This is a genomic window from Methanolobus sp. WCC1 (genome assembly GCF_045690315.1).
Classification (GTDB): domain Archaea; phylum Halobacteriota; class Methanosarcinia; order Methanosarcinales; family Methanosarcinaceae; genus Methanolobus; species Methanolobus tindarius.
Map to the genome: position 1 here is coordinate 2,533,703 of NZ_CP146979.1, position 24,749 is coordinate 2,558,451.

General features: G+C 40.1%; 9 protein-coding genes. 3 read left to right on the plus strand and 6 right to left on the minus strand.

From position 1 onward, the window contains the following. Positions 1-29: 29 nt before the first annotated feature. Positions 30-1,265 (minus strand): phosphoglycerate kinase, encoded by a 1,236-nt coding sequence (locus V7O61_RS12020; protein ID WP_245596177.1) that lies wholly within the window; start codon positions 1,263-1,265, stop codon positions 30-32. Positions 1,266-1,466: 201 nt separating this feature from the next. Here V7O61_RS12020 and V7O61_RS12025 point away from each other — a divergent pair, with 201 nt between their 5' ends. After that, complete coding sequence (locus tag V7O61_RS12025; RefSeq protein WP_407281660.1) at positions 1,467-2,030, plus strand: flavodoxin family protein; 564 nt, start codon at positions 1,467-1,469, stop codon at positions 2,028-2,030. 154 nt (positions 2,031-2,184) lie between these two features. Beyond that, on the plus strand, positions 2,185-4,128 hold the full coding sequence (acs, locus tag V7O61_RS12030; protein WP_407281659.1) for an acetate--CoA ligase: 1,944 nt from the start codon (positions 2,185-2,187) through the stop codon (positions 4,126-4,128). Between the two features lie 57 nt (positions 4,129-4,185). On the opposite strand, the gene V7O61_RS12035 is transcribed toward acs, so the two are convergent. The 3 genes from V7O61_RS12035 to V7O61_RS12045 form a co-directional block, all read right to left on the minus strand. Further along, positions 4,186-5,265, minus strand: coding sequence for a phosphotransacetylase family protein (locus V7O61_RS12035; protein ID WP_407281658.1), 1,080 nt, complete (start codon positions 5,263-5,265; stop codon positions 4,186-4,188). 13 nt (positions 5,266-5,278) lie between these two features. Further along, positions 5,279-7,378, minus strand: a complete 2,100-nt coding sequence (locus V7O61_RS12040) for an acetate--CoA ligase family protein (RefSeq protein ID WP_407281657.1) — start codon at positions 7,376-7,378, stop codon at positions 5,279-5,281. Between the two features lie 119 nt (positions 7,379-7,497). Beyond that, positions 7,498-16,455, minus strand: coding sequence for a putative Ig domain-containing protein (locus V7O61_RS12045; RefSeq protein ID WP_407281656.1), 8,958 nt, complete (start codon positions 16,453-16,455; stop codon positions 7,498-7,500). Between the two features lie 4 nt (positions 16,456-16,459). Here V7O61_RS12045 and V7O61_RS12050 point away from each other — a divergent pair, with 4 nt between their 5' ends. Further along, entirely contained in the window at positions 16,460-16,750 is a 291-nt protein-coding gene (locus V7O61_RS12050) for a hypothetical protein (protein WP_407281655.1), read from the plus strand. Positions 16,751-16,950: 200 nt separating this feature from the next. Here V7O61_RS12050 and V7O61_RS12055 read toward each other — a convergent pair whose 3' ends face one another. Together V7O61_RS12055 and V7O61_RS12060 are read right to left on the minus strand one after the other, a co-directional pair. Further along, positions 16,951-19,449, minus strand: a complete 2,499-nt coding sequence (locus tag V7O61_RS12055; protein ID WP_407281654.1) for a PGF-pre-PGF domain-containing protein — start codon at positions 19,447-19,449, stop codon at positions 16,951-16,953. A 202-nt stretch (positions 19,450-19,651) separates the two neighbouring features. Next, on the minus strand, positions 19,652-24,502 hold the full coding sequence (locus tag V7O61_RS12060; RefSeq protein ID WP_407281653.1) for an Ig-like domain-containing protein: 4,851 nt from the start codon (positions 24,500-24,502) through the stop codon (positions 19,652-19,654). Positions 24,503-24,749 lie beyond the last annotated feature (247 nt).

A 24,749-nucleotide genomic window follows, 5' to 3' on the forward strand; every position in this document is an offset into this window, starting at 1 on the left:
TATTAATCATCAGCAAATAAATTTAGTTCTTATCTGTTAAGTCTGTATCGAGTGGCTGCAGTCTTAAGAGCTTCAATTCCAGGAAGCTTTGCTCCTGCAAGGTAATCAATACATGCACCGCCACCTGTACTGAGGTGAGAGAATTTCTCATCATAGCCGAGGTTTCTCACTTCTGCGGAAATATGACCGCCTCCTGCGATAGAATATTCAGACTGCACAGCAGCCTTGATAATCTCATGGGTGCCAAGTGCAAATGGCTCAACTTCTGAAAGACCGGCAGGACCATTAAGCACTACAGTCTTTGCAGCTTTAATTTCATCAGCAAAAGAAACAATGGTCTCAAGACCAATATCGTTTATCGGAAGGTTTCCGTCAGGCAATTCACTCACGTGAGCTTCAACCCTTTTTCCACCATCATTAAATGCAACATCAACAGGAATTCCTATCTTACCTTCAAATTTCGCAAGAACCTCTTTTCCTCTTGTTATCTGGTCGGTGTAACCCTGCGATTTTATAAAATCAAGATTGGTAGAACCAATGTCCACACCTGATGCCGCAAGCATAACATTTGCAACAACACCGGTGACAAGCACTCTGTCAGCACCGCCATTACTCAGGACATTCTCAGCAACTGTCAGGGAATCGTCAACCTTTGCACCGCCAAGTACAAAGATACATGGACTTTCACCACTTTTTACGCCCCTGTCAAGTGATGTTATCTCTTTCTCCATAACGCGACCTGCACCTGTTGGAAGTACTTCAGTAAAGCCCATAATGGAAAGATGGCTTCTGTGAGATACAGCAAATGCATCGTTGAGGAATATATCAATCAAAGGAGAGAGTTTTCTTACCATATGCGTATCTGAGTGTTCACCTGCAGGTCTGCTTATACTTTCTTCTGAGTAGAACCTGACATTCTCAAGTAACATCACATCACCATTTTCCATGGATGAAATAGAAGAACGTGCATGTGTTCCGAAGATATCATCCACATATTTTACCTCTTTTCTGAGGAAATGTGACATGCGCTGGGCGTGTGGTTTCATGGTAGTAAAATCTTTTTTACCTGCGCGGCTCTGGTGAGCCATGAGCACGACCTTTGCATCTGCAAGATCCTTTATGGTAGGAATATGGCTTCTGATTCTCATATCATCGAGAATGTTACCTTCCGTATCCATAGGAGTATTCAGATCCACTCTCACAAGTATGGTCTTGCCGTCCACATCAAAATCATCAATAGTAAGATAGTCCCTGCTAGTCAAAATTCCATCACCGCTTCTTATAACCTGAATGACCAATGATCAATATATATAGAGTAAATAAGTTCACGTAAGTATATAAATGACATATATTGTCTAATTTTTTGTCATAATGAACTAATCTTATTATATCTTTTCCATTAAGGAAAAAAAGAAAGGCAGCCAAAAACTAATATTGATTGCCTTCTATTGCAAAGTGGTGATCATATGAAGATACTCGGAATATCAGGAAGCCCTAAAGTTGGCCAGAATAATGATACTTTAATCAAAGATATGTTGAAAATCGCATCGGAAAGAGGTTTTGAAACAGATGCAGTTTTCCTTTCCGAATCAGAAGTTGCTCCATGCACTGCATGTGGTGTTTGCGCAAAGGGAGAAAGATGCGTAATAGACGATGACATGCAGCCAGTCTATGACAAGCTTGTAGAAGCAGACGCAATTGTGGTTTCATCTCCTGTCTACTTCGGAACAATGACAGCACAGCTTAAAGCACTCTGTGACAGAAGCGTTGTCCACAGAAGACAGGGATTCAAACTCAGCAATAAACTCGGTGCTGCAATGGCAATCGGTGGTTCAAGAAACGGCGGCCAGGAAAAAACAATCCAGACTATTCATGAGTGGATGCATATTCACGGAATGATAATTGTCGGTGACGGTGGACACTTCGGTGGAATTCTCCAGAAACCTGCTGCAGAAGATGAAGAAGGCATGAAAACAGCAGTTGACACCATCAACAAAGTCTGTGATGTTCTTGAAATGATGAAGAAATGAAATATTTTCTTCACATCTTTATTCTTTTCTCGCTTAATCTTTGTTCAACTTTTTTGACTTTTTTATAAAAGTCCATGACAAACCATATAAACAAATTAAGACAATTTAATATCAGGGACAAATGTAGGGACATATTGTCCATGTGGGTGTTACCATGGGAGAAAAATCAGACAAATCTCAAGAAAGCGAAGCTCTGTTTAAGGCACCGAAGGATTTTGCTGCAAGTGCAAATGCCAATGATCCTGATATTTACAAAATAGCTGAACAAGACCCGGAAAAGTTCTGGGAAATGAATGCAGAGAACATTGAATGGTATAACAAATGGGAAAAAGTCCTGGAATGGAAACCTCCACATTCAAAGTGGTTCGTTGGTGGAAAACTTAATGCATGTTACAATTGTCTTGATGTGAATCTCAAAGAGCATGCCAATAAGAATGCACTTATCTGGGAATCCGAGAGTGGAGAAATTCGCAAATATACCTACAGTGAACTGCTTGAAGAAGTCTGTAAATTTGCAAATGTTCTCAAAGACCTTGGAGTTAAAAAAGGAGATATTGTCACGATATATCTCCCAATGATACCTCAGGTCATAATTTCCATGCTTGCATGTGCACGTATTGGAGCACCGCATAGTGTTGTTTTTGCAGCGTTTTCAGGGGAATCACTTGCAACGAGAATCGAAAACGCAAATAGTCGGATACTTGTTACCTGTGACGGTTACTCACGACGTGGAAAAGTCGTCGAACAGAAAAACAAGGTCGATGATGGAATCCATTCCAGTGAAATTGTGGACAAAGTTGTCGTTGTCAAACACCAGCAAAACGATGTCCGGATGAAAGATGGAAGAGACATCTGGTGGCATGAAATAATGGAAGGAGCAGGCACTTCATGTGAACCCGAGGTAATGGATTCCGAGGACATGCTCTTTTTGATGTATACCAGCGGTACAACCGGAAAACCCAAGGGAATCGTCCACACCACCGGCGGATATATGGTTGCAACCCAGACAACCAGCAAATTCATCTTTGATCTGAAAGAAGATGATATCTACTGGTGTACTGCGGATTGTGGATGGATAACAGGACATTCATACATTGTCTACGGACCACTGGCCAATGGTACCACCCTTGTAACCTACGAAGGTGCACCGGATTATCCAGACAAAGACAGGTACTGGGATATTATTGAACGACATAAAGTCACAATACTATATACTGCACCGACAGCCATCAGGACCTTCATGAAATGGGGACCATCCTGGCCCCAGATGCACGATATATCAACACTCAGGCTTATTGGTTCTGTAGGTGAACCTATAAACCCGGGTGCATGGTTGTGGTATCATGAGAATATCGGACTTGGAAAATGCCCGGTTGTCGACACATGGTGGCAGACCGAGACCGGGATGATAATGATATCCGCACTTCCGGGAATAACAACTACAAAACCAGGAAGTGCCACAATGGCATTCCCTGGAATTAAAGCAGCTGTCCTTGATGACAATGGAAACGAAGTTGCATCCGGAGAAAATGGCTACCTTGCAATTCTCAATCCATGGCCAAGCATGGTCCGCACGGTTTTTGGAAATGAAGAGCGTTTCATAGAAACCTACTGGAGCAAATGGGACAATAAAACCTATTTTGCAGGTGATGGTGCAAAAAGAGACGACGATGGTTACTTCTGGATTATTGGCCGTGTTGATGATGTCATCAAAGTTTCAGGGCACCGTATCGGAAGTGCAGAGTTTGAAAGCATCATGGTTTCTCATCCGTCTGTTGCCGAGGCAGGAGTTGTCGGTAAAGAAGATGAACTCAGAGGTGAGGTTATTTACTGCTACGTGACTCTCAGAACCGGTGTAGAAGAGAGTGAAGACATCAAAAAGGAACTCAGAACCTATGTTGAAAGAAACATTGGTCCTTTTGCCCGGCCAAAACAGATAATCTTTGCAGACGATTTGCCAAAAACAAGAAGTGGTAAGATTATGAGAAGAGTTCTCAAAGCAATTGCAAACGAAAAAGATCCTGGTGACCTTACAACTCTGCAGGATCCTGATGTAGTTCAGGCACTAAAGGAAAAAACAATGAAACTGGAAAATTAAATAAAATTAAATTTTTAGGAAAAAAGGAGATGAGGAAAAGAGAGTTTTGAATCTCCTTTATCCATCCAGTTCCACACCGATGCTTTCTGCAATAGCAGGAATATCAAGATGGTTCTTCAGAAGGTCAACTACCCTGTCAAGTTTTACCTGTTGTTTTATATGAGCATGGCCTATGAGGTTTTCCATCCTCTCAATGGTATTCATGGTATCACCGCGAACCAGAATTACAGGAATTCCTGCTTCTTCCGCACTTGCAAGAACAGCACCACTGGGACGCATATTTCCAGTAAGAATCAAACATTTAACTCTTGAATCAATTGCAGCCATCTGTATATCTGCCCTGTCACCACCTGTGATGACAACACTGTTTGGCTGGCGTCTGAAATATTTGATTGCAGAGCCGACTTCCATTGCACCCACAAGATAATTCTCAACAAGCTGGTCCAGTTTATCAGGAGCCACAAGGACTTCTGCATGCAGGTCTTCAACAATTTCGGAAATAAATACTGAGCGCAGAGTATGGTCTTCGTAGATTACACCGAACACCTTTATGCCTTTACGCTCAAGGAAAGGGACAACTATCTCAGTTACCCTGTCCTCCATGTTACGTGGAACCTCATTGAGTATAACACCTGTAAGGGTTGCTTTATCTCCAACAATACGCACATCACAGAGTATCCTGTCGATTGCATTTATGGAATCAAAGCGTGTGACAAGCATCATCGCAATTCCAAGTTTAGATGCAACTTCCGGGTCTGAAAGGCCATACATTGAACCGCCACCGATACAACCGGTGCCCTCAACAAATATTACATCTTTGTCTTTTGAGATCACAGAAAATGCATCTGAAAGTCTTTTATCAAGATCTTTCTCAACACCTTTGAGAGCATCGTCTATGAGACTGTCTGTCAAATGGATAGGAGTTACATATTTTGCAGAATCTTCGATACCCAATAAACTCTTGATACCTTCGGAATCTTCATCCGTAAGTGAACCGTCCACATCTATCAGGAGATTCCCAACAGGTTTCATATAACCGATTTTCAAACCGCTTTCCTGGAATATTTTCCCCAGACCCATACATATAGAGCTCTTACCGGAGAACTCTTCTGATGAACTAACCAATATTGAAGCCATAATTATCATCTCCTTACTCATTCAGATTCAGTGTGAACCTGATATCCATTGCAACACATCCCTGACCTTCAGGCATTACCATTAAAGGATTTATTTCAAATTCTAATATTTCCGGAAAATCCGTAACTAGCTGTGACACTTTCAGCAGAGTACGCACTATTGAGTCAATATCTGATGCCGCCTCACCCCTTACACCTGCAATTAAAGGATAGGTTTTAATCGAAGACACCATGTGTTTTGCCTCCGCCTCTGTGATAGGAGCAACTGCAAACGAAACATCTTTTAAGAACTCAACATAAGTTCCACCAAGTCCAAACATAAGCAAAGGACCAAATTGTGGATCCCTGTCCATTCCAATGATGACCTCTTTTCCTCCGCTTATCATCTTCTGGAGCTGTACACCCGTGATAGTGGCATCAGGCATGTAGTGTCTCACATCCGACATCATAGAGTTATAAGCACGCTCCACGTCATCTGCATGCTTTAGGTTCAGGCGGATACCACCTACATCACTCTTATGTGAAATGTCTGGTGAAAGAATCTTCATGACTATTGGGTATCCCATGTCTTCTGCTGCTTTGACGGCATCCGGGAGGGTTTTTGCTATTCTTGCATCAACAACCGGGATATCATAGGCTTTCAGAATGTCCATAGATTCGAGACCATGCATCCTTCTTTTGTTTTCAGAAGCAGACTCTATGAATGAACGGGCGTAGTTCCTGTCAGCCTTAATCTCTGAAGGCTCACCACGTTTGTGATTCTTAATCGTATAATAGTTGCAGAGCGCATTCATACTTGCAACTGCCCTTTCTGCTGATGAGTAATTGGGAATTCCGTATTTGTTGAGGATTTCCTCACCTGCTGCAATCCTGCTTCCACCTGCAAAGTTACAGAGTATTGGCTTTTTAGACTCCTTGATCTTTTCTGCAACCTTTTCAGCAATACCCGGAACATCTGTCATTGACTGAGGTGAGACGAGAACTATAATTCCGTTTACGTTAATATCATCCAGAACAACATCAAGAGCATGCTCATAAAGGTCAGCACCTGCATCTCCCAGAACATCAACCGGGTCGTAGAAATTTGCAGCCGGTGGTAATTTTTCTCTTAATCTTTCCACTGTTTTCTCTTCAAATGAAGCTATTGAAAGACCTGAATTGTAACACGCATCTGCTGTCAGGATACCAAGACCACCTGCGTTAGTGACTATGGCAATATTCCTGCCTTCAGGCAGGGGACAGACTGAGAATGCACGGCTGTAATCAAGCATTTCCTCAAGTGAATCTGCACGAAGCACGCCACCCTGTTTGAAAGCTGCATTATATGCTGCATCAGAACCTGCCAGTGTACCTGTGTGTGATGAAACAGCTTTTGAACCAACAGAGGTTCGTCCTGATTTTACAATAATTATCGGCTTGGACCGAGATACCCGCTCTGCAATCTTAATGAATTCAGGACCGTCTTTTACACCTTCAAGATAAGCTGCAATAACTGCTGTTGTGGAATCATTCTCAAACAACTGTAAAAAATCATTTTCCGCAAGTACGGCTTTGTTTCCAAGGCTTATAAATTTGGAAAAACCAACTCCGATTCTTTCAGCCCAGTCCAGGGTTACAGTACATATTGCTCCTGACTGGGACATCATGGCTATGTTTCCTTCGTATGCCATGTTAGCCGCAAAAGATGCGTTAAGCCCTGAAGCAGTATCAATTATACCAAGACAGTTCGGACCTATAAGATTAATTCCATATTTTTCACATAATGCTATACATTCGCGTTCAAGACGCGCACCCTCAATGCCGGCTTCCTTAAAACCGGCAGATATGATGATGACATTTCCAACACCTGCCCTGCCACACTCATCAATGGAACCTGGCACAAACTTTGCCGGAACCACGACTATTGCAAGGTCAACCTTTATTTCAGGCGGGACTTCCAGTATGTTATGATAACACGGAAGTCCTAATATTTCATCAACATTAGGATTAATAGGTATGATAGTGAGCTCACTGTTCTGCATCAGATTTTCAAGTACAGCTCTCCCTACTTTACCTTCTTTCCTGGATGCACCGATAACGGCTACAGAATCAGGATTGAACATTTTCTCGAGCATGATTTCTCCCTGCGATTATTCCCTTTTTATTAATAATGTTCAATAATAGATAAAATTAAGGGAGAAAGTTAAAGAAAAAAGGAGAGATTTCCTGTTTCAAGGAAAACTCTGCAAAGCTACTACTTCTGTCTTTCTTTGATTTCAGCGAGTTTCTTTTCATAGATTGCCTTATAGTCGGTGGACTTTATCTCATCCCATTTCACACTGAGAGCTGCATAGTCTTTATTCAGGGATTCGGAACTTAGTTTATGAGCTGTCCATTCTCCTGCATTTTTCATTCCAAGAACGAATGCATGAATTGCCTCATAATATCTTCGAAGTACAGGGGATTCATTTCTGGAACGATAACCTACTGCAGAACCAATTAACAAAATGCCTACAATTCCTATGAAAAGAATTCTTGTATTAAAAGGACTAACTGGTTCCTGTTCAAGTGCCTTGCTCATTATTTCCGCATCGGGAACGTCATTCATAGAATTTAGTTCCGCATTGCTTTCATAGCTCACTTTTGTACTTTGTGCAGTTGACTCAGTAACCGAACTGCGGAGGATTGAAGTGCTGCCCGTGCTTGCAATAGCAAACGGAGAGAATCCCGGAGTCTGTGCCTTGAAATAGTAATTGTTCACATCGGTGCCTATTCTTGATGTTTTCAATTCACTCCATGAACCACCGGAATACCTGTAAAGTTTTACAGATTCCGGTTCTGCGTTGTTATCCTCAAGCCACTGTTTTGAAACCTTGAATGAAACCTCTGCCGAGGAGAAATAATTTCCTGAATTGAACTTGGTGTCACCTACCCATATGTTGATGTAACGATAAACATTTCCAGGTGGATTGGTGCTTACAAGGGAGGAGCGGTCGTACAATATCTCAATTACTGTCTTTACCTGACCAGCTGCCTTAAGGGCTGTGAACTTCACGGAATCAAGATCGTTTTCTGAATTTGGGAACGCGAACTCTATTTGGGAGCCCTGTGTCACATATTTAATAGAATAATCTTTGTATGCTACATTGTTATAGTCTTCAGCACCGCTGGAACCTCCACCTCCACCACCACCACTGCTACTGTCTGATGATGAAAAACCGCTGTAATCTGTTACCTTGTTATCAACATCATAGACTCTGATGGTAATAGCCTCTGAATCATTGAACTCACCATCAGTTACATGGAATTCTATAGAGTAAGAACCTGACTGTCTGTAATTAGGAATCCAATGGAAAAGTCTTGTATCCGGATCAAATGAAGAACCCGATGGGGCACCACTTACAGTATATGTAAGACTATCATTGTCAGCATCAGTTGCGTTCACATAAAATTCCAGTGTCTCATTCTCATAGATGGAACGTGAACCTATTGATTCCATTTCAGGAGGCATGTTTGTTGGATTTACCAGTACATAAACCGTAGTGCTATCATAAAGTTCACCATCTGTTGTATTGAAAATTATGTAATATTCGCCACTGTCATAATATCCTGTATCCCATACAAAAGTGTCTCCGATTATCTTTCCATTCTCAAAATCTGTTGAGAATGAAAGAGAATTACCATCAGGATCCCCGGCACTCAGGTTTATCTTTACCTGTTCAGTCTCATTCACCTCACACATGGGCATAAAATCAAATACCGGTGCACGATTTACGTTCTCAACATTGACAAGTACAGTGTCAAAAGCTGTGTATAGCAAATCAGATACACGGAATTCGATGCTATATTCACCTGATTGCTCATAAGTAGGGGTCCATTTAAAAGAACCTGAGGAAGTATTAAAGGTGGCACCGGATGGAAGATCTGTAACTGCATAAGTCAGTGTCTCATTATCCAGGTCAGTGGCATTAAGAGTAAACTCCAAAGTCTCATTTTCATTAACATATTGATTTCCTGTTTTTACTATAGTTGGGGGAATATTCGTATTACCTACAGCAATCATGGCAGTCTTGGAATCAGAAAGCTGACCATCTGAGACTGTAAAAACAATATAATAAATTCCTTTATCATTTATTCCGGGAGTCCATGTGAATATATTGTCTGTGAGCTCACCATATTCCACATCCTTTGAAAAGTTAAGTTGGTCATTATCTATATCATTCGCTGTAAGATCAATAGACAGCGTTTCGAGTTCATTAACAACAATACTATCTATAGGAGAGAGCACCGGGGCTGAGTTAGAGCCAGTAACTATTATCTCAACTGTCTGGCTTACTTCTAACTCACCATCGCTGACAGTAAAAGTCACGAAATAACTGCCCTCGTCTTCATAACCTGTATTCCATGTGAAAATACCATCATCAAGAGAACCTGACCCAAAGTCCTTGCTTATCCCAAGTGGTGTATTGTCGGGATCAGATGCATTCAGATCGAGGACCAAAGTATCATTCTCAGCCACATAGACCGGAGAAGGTATGTCTATTTGTGGTGGTCTGTTGACGTTTGCAACTGTTATTTTTACATTTTCAGTATCCTCTGCCTGACCGTCAGAAACTGAGAATACAACGTAATGTATCCCAGCCTCATCATATGAAGGCGTCCATGTAAAAACACCGGTTGAAGAATCAATTGTGGAATTGCCGGAAGCATCTACCACTGAATAATAAAGAACATCGCCTTCATCTTCATCATTTGCCTGCAGATTTATGGTCAATAGTTCATTTTCATTTACAAACAAGTCACCTATAGGAACCAGTTCAGGAGAGCGATTTACTGGAACAACAGTAATAGTTATGATTTCAGAGTCAGAGAGAACTCCGTCACTCACGCTAAAAGTTACATTATAGGTTCCTGACTGGTCATAATCCGGATACCAGGTAAATTCCTGTGTATCTTCATCGAAATCTGCGCCTGACGGAAGACCCGCAACTGAATAAGTCAGATCATTTAAATCAGGATCAGAACCTGATACTGCAAACCTTAATTCAGAACCTTCGTCAACTGTTTTATCGCCAATAGGAACCAGCTCTGGTGCACGATTTACTGAGCCAACACTAATAGTAATGGTTTCAGAATCAACAAGATAGCCATCACTTACATAGAAAGTTACGGAATAAGAACCTGAATCCTCAAAATCCGGAGTCCAGCTAAACTCACGGGCTTCAGGATCAAAGACTGCACTCTGGGGGAGGGCGTTTGTATAGTAGATTAAAGTGTCACCATCTTCGTCCTCTGCAGACACATTGAATGAAAGTTCTGTGCCTTCATTTACCTGTTTGTTACCGATGTTACCAAGGACAGGAGCACGATTGACATGATACACTGTTATGCTGATTGTTTCGGAATCAGTTAATGAACCATCGTTTACTCCAAAAGTTACGGAATAAACGCCTGATGCATTGTAGTCAGGTATCCAGCTGAAATAGCCTGTATTTTCATCAAAATTAGCATCAATTGGTTTATTTTCAATGTAATATGTAAGATCATCCTCATCCGGATCTGTTCCTGCAATATTGAATGAAAGTTCAGAGTTTTCATTTACAATCTTGTTTCCTATAGGTACAAGCACGGGAGGACGATTCACGGCACCTACTGAAATACTGATGGTTTCGGAATCATTGAGCTCTCCATCAGTAACGGTAAAAGTTACTTCATAAATGCCGGAGTCATCATAACCCGGAGTCCAGATAAAGCTGCGAGTATTTGAATTGAAAACAGCATCATCAGGAAGGCCTGAAGCAAAGTAACTTAGAGGATTATTGTCAGGATCACTGCCATCTATTGTGAATGAAAGTTTCTCACTTTCTGCAACATTCTTGTTTCCTATTTCAGACAACAATGGGGCACGATTTGTATTTTCAACATCTATGAATACGGTTTCGGAATCTGTGAGAGAGCCGTCACTAACAGTAAATGTAACAGAATAACTGCCCTCCTGTTCATAATCAGGACTCCAGCTAAAAGTATAGGAATCCTCATCAAAATCAGCTCCATCAGGAAGCTCAGACGCAGAGTATTCAAGATTATCTTCATCAGGATCTGTGGCACTTATTGTGAAATTAAGTTCTGAGCCTTCAGCAACTGTTTTATCCCCAATTGGAACTAGTTCCGGAGCACGGTTCACCAGACCTACACTAATAGTTATCGTTTCGGAATCGGAGAGCTCACCATCACTGACAGTGAAAGTTACGGAATAAATGCCGGATTCCCCATAATCCGGTGTCCAGCTAAATTCATGGGTTTCAGGATCAAATTCTGAAGCACCTGGTAACTCTGTGGCTGAATATGTAAGATCATCTAGATCCGGATCTTCAGCACTTATAATGAAAGACAAAGTTGTATTTTCATCTACATTTTTGTTGCCTATGTTTGCCAGAACAGGAGCACGGTTGACGTTATTTACCGTAATGGTTACTGTCTGTGAATCTGAAAGATCACCATCAGTGACAGTAAAAGTAACGTTGTAGACTCCGGATTCATTATAATCAGGAGTCCATACTAACTTGTATGTCTGGGCATTGAATACTGAACTTTCCGGTTTACCTGTAACTGAATATGACAATGATTCCTCGTCCGGATCTGTTGCTGAGACTGAAATTATCAGTTCAGAATTTTCATCCACAGATACGTCTTCAATATTGGCCATTACTGGAGCACGATTTGTATTCTCAACACCTATGGAAATTGTCTCGGAATCGGAGAGCTCACCATCATTTACAGTAAATGTAACAGAATGGCTGCCTGCCTGGTCATAGTTAGGAATCCAGACAAAAGTGAGTGTTTCTTCATCGAAATCTGCACCTGCTGGAAGAGCAGATGTAGAATAACTAAGACTGTTCTGGTCAGGATCTGTAGCATTAATTGTGAAACTTAATCCTGAACCTTCCACAGCATTTTTATCGCCTATGGACTCCAGCTCAGGTGGGCGATTAACAGAACCAACACTAATAGTAATTGTTTCAGAGTCTGAAAGATCACCATCACTAACTGTAAAGGTGACATCATAAGATCCTGAATCATCATAATCAGGAGTCCAGAGGAAAGTACGTGTAGATTCATCAAAGTCTGCACCATCGGGTACTCCACTAGCTGAATAAGTCAAAAGTTCAGAATCAGGATCATTACCAATTACTGTGAACGAAAGTTCCTCACCTTCTGCAACATTCTTGTTTCCAATTTCTGATAGTGTTGGGGCACGGTTTGTGTTAGCAACGTCTATGGAGATTGTTTCGGAATCATAAAGCTCACCGTCACCTACAATGAAAGTTATTGAATGACTACCTGCCTGATCATAGTCAGGAGTCCAGGTAAAAGCAAGCGTATTTTCATCAAAATCTGCACCTTCTGGGAGAACAGATGTCGTGTAAGTAAGAGTGGTCATATCAGGGTCACTAGCATTTATGCTGAAACTAAGTTCTGAGCCTTCTACAGCAGTTTTGTCACCAATGTAATCCAGTTCAGGGGGACGGTTAACAGAGCCAACGCTGATAGTAATAGTTTCGGAATAGGAAAGAGTACCATCACTAACAGTGAAAGTTACATCATAAGATCCTGAATCATCATAGTCAGGAGTCCAGGTGAAAGTATGTGTAAGTTCATTGAAGTCTGCACCATCCGGGATTCCATTGGCAGAATAATCCAGGGAATCATAATCAGGATCACTGCCAATTATTGTGAATGAGAGTTGCTCTGCTTCATTGACCACTTTATTACCTATAGGATCCAGTTCTGGAGCCCTGTTAACATTCTTAACTTCAATGTATATTGTTTCAGAGTCAGAAAGAACACCATCACTTGCAGTAAAAGTCAGATTATAGGTTCCAGAGTCATCATAACCAGGTATCCAGCGGAATTCATGGGTTATAGAATTGAAACTGCCTACGTTAGACGGATTGGATATCAAATATGTCAGACTATCTTTATCATGATCAGTAGCTGTTACAATAAAGATAATATCAGAAGTTTCATTGACGGTTATGTTACCAATAGGTGCAAGGACAGGAGCAATGTTGATATTATTAACAACTATCTGGACAAGTTCAGTGTCAGTGAAGAGTCCATCACTCACTTCAAAGACCACATTATGTGTTCCTGATTGGTTATATGTCGGAGTCCATGAGAACTGACGGTTCTGGTCATTAAATGATGCACCGGAAGGAAGTCCTGATGCAGAATAAGTAAGAGTGTCACCCGAATCTGCATCACTTGCATTTATAGTAAATGAAAGATATTGATTTTCATCAACGGTTTTTCCACCAATTGTATCTAGAACAGGCGGTACGTTGGTGTTACCTACAGCAATTTTTATGTATTCCGTATATGTCAGATTGCCATCTGAAACTGTGAAGCTTACATCATAAATTCCACTATCATCATAACTGGGTGTCCAGATGAAAACGTTGCCTTCAAGATTACCAAAGGATGCACTTGTCTCATAAGTAAGTAAGTCATCATCAGGATCGCTGCCATCTATCTGGATTACCAGCTCTTGATTTTCATATACAAGTTTATCAGATATCGGTTGAATGAATGGCGCACGATTTGTATTAGTTACAGTGACGATAGCAACTGCCGAATCCGAAAGGTTTCCGTCAGTTACAGTGAACTCTATTGAATGAACACCCGATTGGTTGAAATCAGGAATCCAGGTGAACACATTATCTTCCATACTTGCAGAAGTAACATTGTGACTAAAGTAGAGGGAATCACCAAAGTCAGGGTCATCTGCTGAAAGAGTAATCACAAGAGCTGAATTTTCAGCAACGGAATAGGAACCTGGAGATGTTAGAACAGGAGCCCTGTTGACATTATTCACAGTTACCACGGCAACTTCAGAGTCAGATTCATTTCCATCACTTACAGTAAATTCAATGGCATAAACACCGGAACTTTCATAGTCAGGAGTCCAGGTGAAGATACTGTCATTTAGGTTTCCAAAGCTAACATTGCAATCATAATCAAGAGTGTCTTCTGAATCAAAATCTGCTGCATCCAGAGAAATTATTAGCGATGAATTTTCATCTACACTATAGGACCCAATGGGTGAAAGATCTGGAGCACGATTGACATTATTTACTGTCACAGTAACAATTTCGGTATCTGAATCAAATTCATCACTTACAGTAAATTCAATTATATAAACTCCTGCATCATCGTAACCTGGAGTCCAGGTGAAAATGTTGCCAGACACATGACCAAATGTAACGTTACTTGAATAGATCAAATTATTGCCATCGGGATCTGAACCCGGCAAAGTAATTGACATAAGTTCATTTTCATTTATCTCTAAATTTTCAATTGAGGATAGCACAGGAGCACGATTTATATTTTCAACGTTGATGACTACTGTTTCAGAATCTGAATCCATGCCATCTGAGACTGTGAATTCAACAACATGAATTCCGGCAGAATCATAGTCTGGCTTCCAGGTGAAGACAATTCCTGATAAATTTCCGAATGTAGCATTGGTTGAATAAGTTAAGTTAGCATCATTATCTGCATCTGTTGCAGAAAGAGTAATTATTAAAGTGTCATTTTCACTGATATATTTCTCACCGATTTCTGTCAGGACCGGTTCATTATTAACATTGCTAACAGTGATTGTTATTACTTCATAATCCACGAGCGAACCATCACTCACATTAAATTCAACATTGTAAATACCTGAATCATCAAATCCAGGGGTCCAGGTGAAAACATCCCCTGACAGACTACCAAAACTGGCATTAAAACCATAGGTCAAAGAGTCTTCAGAATCCGGGTCTGTAGCCGAAAGAGTAATCTCAAGAAGAGAATTTTCCAAAACTGATTGGGAACCTATACCCTTAAGATCAGGGGGACGGTTTGTATTATTCACGGTTATAGTAGCAATCTTTGAATCTAAATCAATACCGTCACTTACAGTAAATTCTACATCATAAGTGCCAGCATCATCAAATTCAGGAATCCAAGTGAAAGTGTTACCTGAAATACTGCCGAATGAAACATTGGATGAATATGCCAAACTATTTCCATCGGAATCGTTGGCTGATAAAGTGATTGAGAGAGAGTCGTTTTCATTAACCTCAAAATTACCTATGGGATCAAGAACAGGTGGACGATTAGTATTTCCAACATTAATAATCACGGTTTGTGAATCTGTATCCATTGTGTCGTTTACAGTGAATTCTACAACGTAAGTTCCGGCTGAATTATAATCGGGAGTCCAGGTGAAAATACTGCCTGACAATTCGCCAAATGTAGCATTGGTTGAGTAACTAAGAATGGCACCGGAATCGGAATCATTTGCAAGGAGAGTCAGCTCCAGAGTTTCGGTTTCATTTACATATTGTTCAGTAATTTCTTCCAGAACCGGAGCTTGATTGAGATTTGTAACTTCAATATAAATGGTTTCAGAATCACTTTTATCTGTAGAGGAGGCAATGAACTCTACAATATAGTCGCCTGAATCTGAATAATCAGTAACCCATTTAAACTCGCCTGAAGTTTCATTCAATGTAGAATTATCAGGAAGAATTTCAGAAGAATATGTAATTGGATCATTATCCAGATCTGTTGCCTGAAGCAAAAATGAAAGAGTTTCGGTTTCATTTACCGATTTATTACCTATAGGCAGAAGTTCTGGCTTATGGTCAATAACTGCTGCTATTTCCTTAACAAATATAGTTGCAGAAGTAAAATCTAATGCGTAACCGTCAGAAACCGAGAAATTTGCACTATGATTACCAATATCAGTTTCAGCTGGTGTCCATGAAAAAGATCCGTTGCTGGAATTGAGTAAATAGCCTCCAGGAAGCCCTTCCACAGCATAACTCAGATTTATATTATCCATTTCATCCTGATCTGTTGCAGAAATAGTAAAGTTCAGGTTTGAACCAACATTTACGGTCTTATTCTCAATATCGTTTATTACAGGTGGAGAGTTTACCCTGACAGAACCATTAACAACATAGCCAGCAGGGAATGAACTTGTATTGTTTGAAAATAAAACATTTCTGAGTACAATATCATAAGTATTGCCACTGACCAGCGATCTGAACATCAGGTTGGCAATGTGAAGTTCATCTTCACTTGAAAGATTATCGAAATAAAATGTAGTATTGGCAAAACCTGTAGAGTTATCAAGATAATAATCAGGATCCGAACTTTGCATTGTAATGTTGGCAGAAATATCTTCAATATGGAGAGACGAATTATCAAAGAGAATATCAAAAGACAATAACCCGATATTTGTAATGTTATCTACAAACACGGGAAGTGAGAATGAAACTCCAGGATTAACTACAGTTGAGCCTACAATTACTGTTTCATTCGAATATGCACTGGCAAATACTGACAGCAATAATATTGACAAAGCTATACTTATGAAAATAAAACCTATTTTTTTACATTTTTCCGTTCCTTTAGGAAACATGCTTTTCCCCCAAAGCATTCTTAAAGGAGGATGAAACTGCCTTCTAGTATAACGTTTTTATTGGTGTACCCCTAAGGAGAAAGCACTACCACCCACCATTAAAGACCTAATCACTTATAGATTATAAATTTTTTTAATTACATCGATATAATAATTATACCTGGACATAATCAAGATAATGAGTATGTAGAGTATTAAAAAACAGATAAAATAATGATGCTGGATACTGCAGCATCATTTTTTCAGGCGTCTGTATCTTTTTCCATCAGGATTACTTATCTGGAGATACAATTGCTCGTAGTGTCCTCTATATTTATAGCCCACAACGCCAACAGCAGCGATTATACCTGCAAGCAAAAATAACAGAATTACTTTGCTGCTATTTTTATCCTGGGATGTTTCACTTGAAACCGGAACAATCTCATCCCCCATTGACATAAGAGATTGGTTTACAACAGAGATGTTCTCACTCAGGATTGTTTCAGTTATATCAGGTACAAGAATGGCAAATGGTGAAAAACCAGGTGTTTTAGCTGCATAATATAGGTAATCTCCATCATCACTTTCAAAAGAGGTATCCAGAAGTGTCCACTTCCCATCTGAGTAACGGGAAAGCACAATTGAATCCTGGTCAACATCATTAGAATTGAGCCACGACTTTTCCACTTTGAACCTGATTATTACATCTGAAATCACATCAGACGGAAACTTTGAATCTCCTACCCAGATGTTAAGGTTCTTGTACACATTACCAGAAGGTGCTGACGTTACGAGAGCAGAAGTTCCTTTCAGCATCTCAATAATAGTTTTAGTCTGCCCTCCATTAAGTTTACAGACAAAACTTATAGAGACTATGTTGTTAGCAGGTTCATCGAATTCAAATACAGTTTCCTTATCCTTCATTACATATTTGAGGGCATAGTCCTTGAACTCTATATTTTCGAACTTTTCACCTGTATTCTGGGAACCTCCGCCACCGCCACCACTACTTCCTGATGATGAAGTTGTTGAACTGCTGGAAGAGGAAGGCTCTGTTACTGTTATAGATACAGTTTCATAGTCTTCTGCACTACCATCTGTTACATAAAAACTTACAGAATAAGTGCCTACCTGACTTGCAACAGGTATCCAGCTAAACAGTCCAGAGGAGGAATCCAGTGTGGCGTTTGAAGGAGTTTCAAGGCAGGTATATGTCAAAGTGTTGCTCGAATCTACATCTTCTGTGGATAAATAAAACTCCAGAGTATCATTATAATCTACTTTTTTTGCACTCATAGTATTAATCTTCGGAGGCATATTGACATCTGTTACAGTAATCGTTGCAATTGTACTGTTACTCAAACTGCCGTCTGAAACTGTAAATAGTACATCATAAGTCCCGGCATCGGTGTAATCCGGAGTACAGATGAAAGTGTTGCCTCTTATAGTTCCAAAACTACTGTTTGTGGAATAAGTTAATTCATCATTGTCTGCGTCTGACCCTGTAAGATCGATGTATAGCACATCATTCTCTGCAACTGTATCGTCTGCTACTGAACCCATTACAGGAGCACGATTAACATCTGATACAACTATATCCACCACCCTATAACTTGAGTGACTGTCTGCCACCCTGAATACAGCATGATAATCACCTGCTTCTTCATATGTAGGAGTAAAACTTACATTTATAGAAGAACTTTGCATTGTTATAGATGCTGTATTTGGCAATCCTGTTGGCCAGGAAAATGCTAATGAATCGCCATCCGGGTCTGTTGCTGACAGTTCGAAATTCAAGGTGGAATTCTCATTTACATAAAGGGTATCTATTGTATCGATTACAGGAGGGGTATTTGAATTTCCTATCACTATCGTGGCTGTCTGCGTATCTGACCCTACACCATCATTTACTTTAAAAGTCAATGCTTTTGTGCCAAGTTCTGTTGGATTGATCCATGTGAAAACACCTGTTGAAGCTTCAAGTGCCGCACCCACTGGTAGCTCTGTAACGTTAGAATAATTAAGGGAATCGCCATCCGGATCAAAAGCATTCAACTCAATTGTAATATCCTCATTCGCCTCAACAAGCGTATCACTAATAGGATAGAGAACAGGAGCACGATTTATGTTTGAAACATTAACTTCAGCACTTTGTGTCACAGTGAACTGGCCATCATTTACACTGAACATTATCGTATGGAGTCCCTGATCATCATATTCAGGTATCCAGGTGAAAACATTGCCTTCAATATTTCCATACGAAACATCTTTGCCAAATACAAGAAGGTCACTGTCATCATCTGTTGCTGACAGTGTTATTTCCAGTTCACTATTTTCCTCTGCCGTAAATGAGTTAAGAGAGGAAAATACAGGTTCACGATTCACATTGTTCACTGTTATTGTTATATATTCAGAATCCACATTGGAACCGTCAGAAACGACAAATTTGGTAAGGTAACTGCCTGCCTGATCATAATTGGGGATCCATGTGAACACGCCCGTGGAATTATTCAAAGCTGCACCTGATGGCATATTTGATGCGGAAAAGGTAAGAGAATCATTGTTAGGATCTGTTGCAGAAAGAGTGAATGTAAGCTGACTGTTTTCATTGACAGAATGGTCACCGATCACCGAAAGCACAGGAGAATTGCTTGCTGCTGAAACTCCCTGGATCAACAATCCTGTAATAAAAACCAGAAGTAGCAATACTTTTAGTGAGATTATGCAAATGCTCTTATTCCTTAAGTTGCTCAAACTTCCAGTTATGTCTGGAAACCCATGCATGACGTGTTTAAAGATAAAATCCCCTCCATGATAGATCTTATCTTGAGTTTTTAAAATGATAAACTTAATTGAATATTCTGAAATAAATATATTCAGGCAGATAAGGGTTAAAAGAGCAAAAAAGGAAAAACAGGCAGCATAAGACATATGACTGCCATACAACATGCTATTTTTACTTTTTAGCACGTCTGTAACGCTTTCCATCAGGATTTCCTAGCTGCAACTTCACCTTCTCGTAGTAATCCCTGTTTCTGTACCCGAATATCCCTACAACTGTCAGAACTATCAGACCCAGCAGAACAACTATAGGTACAATTGAAGACTGGCCTTCCTGAGGTGTTTCGGTTGAAAGCTCCATCTGGGTTGCATCTTCTGTTGACATCATTGACTCTGCATCCTGTGGATTTTCCTCTGAAACTTCTGAAGAAGCTTCTTCTGTTACTTCAAGTGTGGGATCTACGCTGGAAATTGCAAATGGAGAGAATCCCGGAGTAGTGGCTACAAAGTAGTAGTAGTCTTCATCTTCACCTTCGAGTTCGGTTGGCAGTTCTGCCCACCCGCCAGAGTATCTGCTAAGTGTAATTGTAGAGATTTCAATCTCATTCTCATCAATCCATTCCTTTTCGACCTTGAAATTGATCTTTGAGTTACCCATTGCATCTGAAGATAGCTTGGTATCCACGTAAATGTTCATGTTCTTGTAAACATTGCCAGGTGCATCAGAGCTTACCTGACTGGATGTGTCATACAGCATCTCAACTACAGCCTTAACCTGACCACCGTTGAGCTTTGGTGTAAAGCTTACAGAAACGATACTGTTATTCTCTTTATAGAATGAGAACACGGCTTCTGTATCCTTTACTATGGATTTGAGTACATAATCCTTGATGAAGATGTTCTCAAACTTCTCTCCACTGGACAGTGAACCGCCACCGCCACCGCCGCCACTGCTGCTTGAGCTGGAACTGGAGCTGCTGCTTGAAGAAACTGAATCAACAGTTATTGTCACATTTTCAGTGTCATTAAGTTCTCCATCATCTACACCAAACAGCACATAGTAAGTTCCTGCCTCTCCATCTATAGGAGTCCAGCTGAAGTTACCCGTAGATGTATCAAAGGTAGCATTTGTAGGCTCATTAGCTATTGTGAAGGTCAGACTGTCACCATCTACGTCTGTTGCTGTGAGATTAATTGTGAGCTCGTCACCTTCATCCACACTTTGAGAGCCTATTGCACTCAGTACAGGTGGTGCATTTACATCATTAACTGTTACAGTTACAACTGTTTTGTCAGTGAACTCACCATCAGATACTGTAAAGTTAATTTCATAGAGACCATTTGATGTCTGATTTGCTGTGTAGCCAGGAGTCCATGTAAAAACATTGTCTGTTATGTACCCGTATGCTACATCTGACTGGAATTCAAGAGAATTCACATCTTCAGAATCAAGGTCTGTAGCATTAAGTGTGATACTAAGTTCCTCTGTCTCATTAACAACATAATCTGGCATTGTTTCAAAGTAAGGAGCCCTGTTCACGTTGGAAACAATAATAACTCCCTTTTCTTTTTCAGTGAATACTCCATCTGTTACACTAAATGTTACAGAGTAAGTTCCACTTTGCTCATAAGTAGGAGTCCATTCAAAGATACCATTAATTTTATCGAATGTTGAACCATCAGGCAGTCCTGTTGCGTTGTAGGTAATTGAATCACCATCATCTGAGGAACCGTTGAGTTCAATCTTCAAATAATCTGTTTCATTTATCTCTTGAATATCAATCTCTTCCAGAGTTGGCGGAGTATTGAGTACATCAACTGCAAATGTTGTTGTTACTGAATCTGAAAGATTTCCATCAGATACTGTAAAAACAGCATTGAACACATTGTCACCATCAACAGATACAGGTTTCCAACTGAAAGCACCAGTATTTGAATTTAGGCTCTGGTTTGCACTTTCTGGCAATCCTGTTACATTGTAAGTTATTGTATCATAGTCTGCATCAGAAGCTATTATGTTAAAGGATACAGTTTCACCTACATCCAGAATATAATAGGATTTTACAGAGCTGGTATTGATTTCTGGAGCAAGGTTAGTATTATCCACAACTATAGTTACAACTGTTGTATTGAACAATGAACCATCTGAAACATTGAACTCTACATAGTGAATGCCTGAGTCATTGTAATCTGGTGTCCATTCAAAGTTTGTACCGTTTATAGTACCGAATTCAACATCATTCGAGTAACTGAGAGTATCTCTATCAGGGTCAATTGCACTGATATTTAATACAAGTTCTACACCCTCAGAGGCATTAACAGTTTCAAATGTAGGGAACTGTGGTGCCCTATTGGTATTAGTAACATTAATTGCGACTTCCTGATAAACAACAGCTTCTCCATCAGAGACACTGAAGTTGGCAATATAGTTTCCTGCCTTATCATATCCGGGAGTCCAGGAGAAATCACCAGTACCGGAATCGAATGTTGATTCCGAGGGAATATTTACTGCAGTATAGGTAAGACCAGTTCTATCTTCATCCGTTGCATTGACGGTGAAAGACAAAGTATTGCCTTCACCAACTTTCTGGTCTGCAATTGATTTGAATATTGGTGCTCTGTTAACATTAGTTACATTAACAGCCACGATAACAATGTCTTCTGTAGATTTATCTGCCACTGTGAATTTGATATAATGCATTCCTTCATCATCAAAACCTGGTGTCCATGTAAATGTATGATTGGCGGCGTAAAAAGTACCATAAGTTGCATTGCATGAATATGTAAGAGTATCGTTGTCCAGATCGGTTGCTCCTACATCCAGTGTCATTGTGTTGTTTTCAGCAACATTAATTTCATCGAATGCAGGGAACTGTGGAGCTCTGTTGGTGTTTTCTACTGTAATAGCAGCTTCCTGATAGACTGTTTCTATTCCATCAGTTGCACTGAAGTTGGCAGTGTATTCTCCTGCCATGTCATAATCCGGAGTCCAGGAGAAATCACCTGTATTTGCATCCAGTGTTGCTCCAGAAGGGAGACCTGTTACATTGTAAACAAGAGTGTCTCCATCATCATCTATTCCATTTAGTGTGAATGCAAGTTCCTGTCCTTCGTAAACAGACTGTACACCAATTGCTGCAAGCTCAGGAGCAGTGTTTACATTAGTCACCGTAATTTCTACAATCTGGGAATCTTCAGAACCGTACCCATCTGATACTGTCAATTTGACATAATGAGTTCCAATATCCTTACGCTTTGTCTCCCAGCTAGCAATGCCTGATGCATCAATATCAGCAAAGATATTGGTATCATTTGAATCAAAGGTGGCACTGTCATCATCAAGATCAGTATAATTTGCATCTATATACAGTGTGTTGCCTTCATCAATTACATAAGAGGAAGCAACATCATTGATGCTTATTGGATTGTTTGGAATCTGAACTTTGCTATCAATTCCATCTGAAAGTTCGGAGCCAGTAGCATTGTAAGCATAAACTGTAATGTTTGACCAGCTATGAGCCTTCAGGTCTATTGTATTGTTGAACTTTGAATCTGTTATATTGTACCAGGTTCCATTGTAACTGACATTGTATCCGTCAGTGATATTTTCATTTCCTGCATCCCAGTCATGAAGTACCCAGAAGTTGCCGGTTGTGCTGACAAAGTTAGTGGGATTTGCCGGAGTATAAACTGGATCAGAAACCGGAGATTTTTCTGCGTTTACAGTAATTATTACATCCTCGGTGTCAATATCCTCACCATCTGTTACTCCAAAAGTTACATAGTAAGTTCCATTCTCACCATCTATTGGAGTCCAGCTGAAATTACCTGTGGAGGTATCAAAGGTAGCATTTGCAGGCATATTTGCGATAGTGAATGTAAGAGAATCTTCATCGATATCAGTTGCATTAAGTGTTATCTCCAGGAGTTCGGACTCGTTAACACTCTGGTCTCCTATAGGGGTAAGAACAGGAGGATTGTTTGCAACCACTACATTATCTACAGTGATCATGACATCAAGAGAATCGCTACCACCGTTTCCATCATCTACACCAAAATTGAGATTGTATGTACCAATAGAAGAAGGAATCCAAACAAAGGTCTGGTTGCCTGGGTAGAACACTGCATCTGCTGGCAATATGGAATTATTATAATATGTAAGTGGATCATAATCTGCATCTGTTGCAGAAATTGTGAAGTTCACAAGGCTTCCTGCAGTTGCGTTGATATCATCAATTGTATCAAATACTGGTGCAAAATTGCCAGGTACAGGACTTGTATTTACATTTACTGTAATAGTTACATTCTCTGAGGCTTCCTCATAACCATCAGAAACAGTGAAATTTACTGCGTAAGTACCGTTCTCACCTGAGGCCGGAGTCCAGCTAAACTCATTGTTTGTAAGGGAACCTATTCCTATCTTTGAGTATGTAAGTGGATCATTATCTGCATCTGTTGCAGTCAATGTCAATGTCAGAGTTTCAGTTTCATTAATAGTCTGAGTTCCGATAGCTGTAAGCACTGGAGCAGAGTTAACATTAATCTCTCCATTACTAACAGCTTCACTTGGAGAACTGCTGTCAGTTGTAATGAACTCTATGTCCTGCAATTCCATGCTGGAAGTTCCACTAGCATCGCCATTCATTGCCACATCTACTACCGGAGTGACAGCTGTTGTTATGGAATCAAGTCCACTAAGACTGATAGATACTTTTCCAGAACCAAGGTCAGTGTAACTTACAGAATGACCTGCCATGACCGTTTCGTTCAGACCAATACTTTTCAGAGAAACTATACTCTGATCATATACCAGAGTCATGTTTACTCCGGTTATATTCTCACAATTCTCAAGAGAAACAACTACATTGGCAATATCGCCCTGTATGACCTTGTCTGAACTGATTGAAACGTTGATTACTGAGCTTGCGCCCGCTACTAGCACTGGGTTGAATGCTGACAGAACTATAGAAACCGCCAACAATACCCTGATATAATTCAATACCCCGTTTTCCTTACTGTTTTTCATAAAGGGATGCATACTCTCACCCTTGAAATATCTGCGATCTGAGTCCGATATATCATTTATGTCTTTTAGAGCTGTACACAACCATAAATACAACTACGTCTATTGCTTTTGCGGACATTCAGTAGTATCACTGATGCCCCCACATTACTCCACGATTACCAATATACCCTGATATATTATAAAAGTATTCAATATCCTTTATTTTATAAATTTTGAGCAATTAATATACTAATTAATAATATACTAA

Excerpts from the sequence above, each read along its gene's own strand:
- V7O61_RS12025 (WP_407281660.1), top strand. The coding sequence starts at position 1,467 with ATGAAGATACTCGGAATATCAGGAAGCCCTAAAGTTGGCCAGAATAAT.
- acs (WP_407281659.1), top strand. The coding sequence starts at position 2,185 with ATGGGAGAAAAATCAGACAAATCTCAAGAAAGCGAAGCTCTGTTTAAG.
- V7O61_RS12035 (WP_407281658.1), bottom strand. The coding sequence starts at position 5,265 with ATGGCTTCAATATTGGTTAGTTCATCAGAAGAGTTCTCCGGTAAGAGC.
- V7O61_RS12040 (WP_407281657.1), bottom strand. The coding sequence starts at position 7,378 with ATGCTCGAGAAAATGTTCAATCCTGATTCTGTAGCCGTTATCGGTGCA.
- V7O61_RS12045 (WP_407281656.1), bottom strand. The coding sequence starts at position 16,455 with ATGCAAAGTTCGGATCCTGATTATTATCTTGATAACTCTACAGGTTTT.
- V7O61_RS12050 (WP_407281655.1), top strand. The coding sequence starts at position 16,460 with ATGTTGGCAGAAATATCTTCAATATGGAGAGACGAATTATCAAAGAGA.
- V7O61_RS12060 (WP_407281653.1), bottom strand. The coding sequence starts at position 24,502 with ATGAAAAACAGTAAGGAAAACGGGGTATTGAATTATATCAGGGTATTG.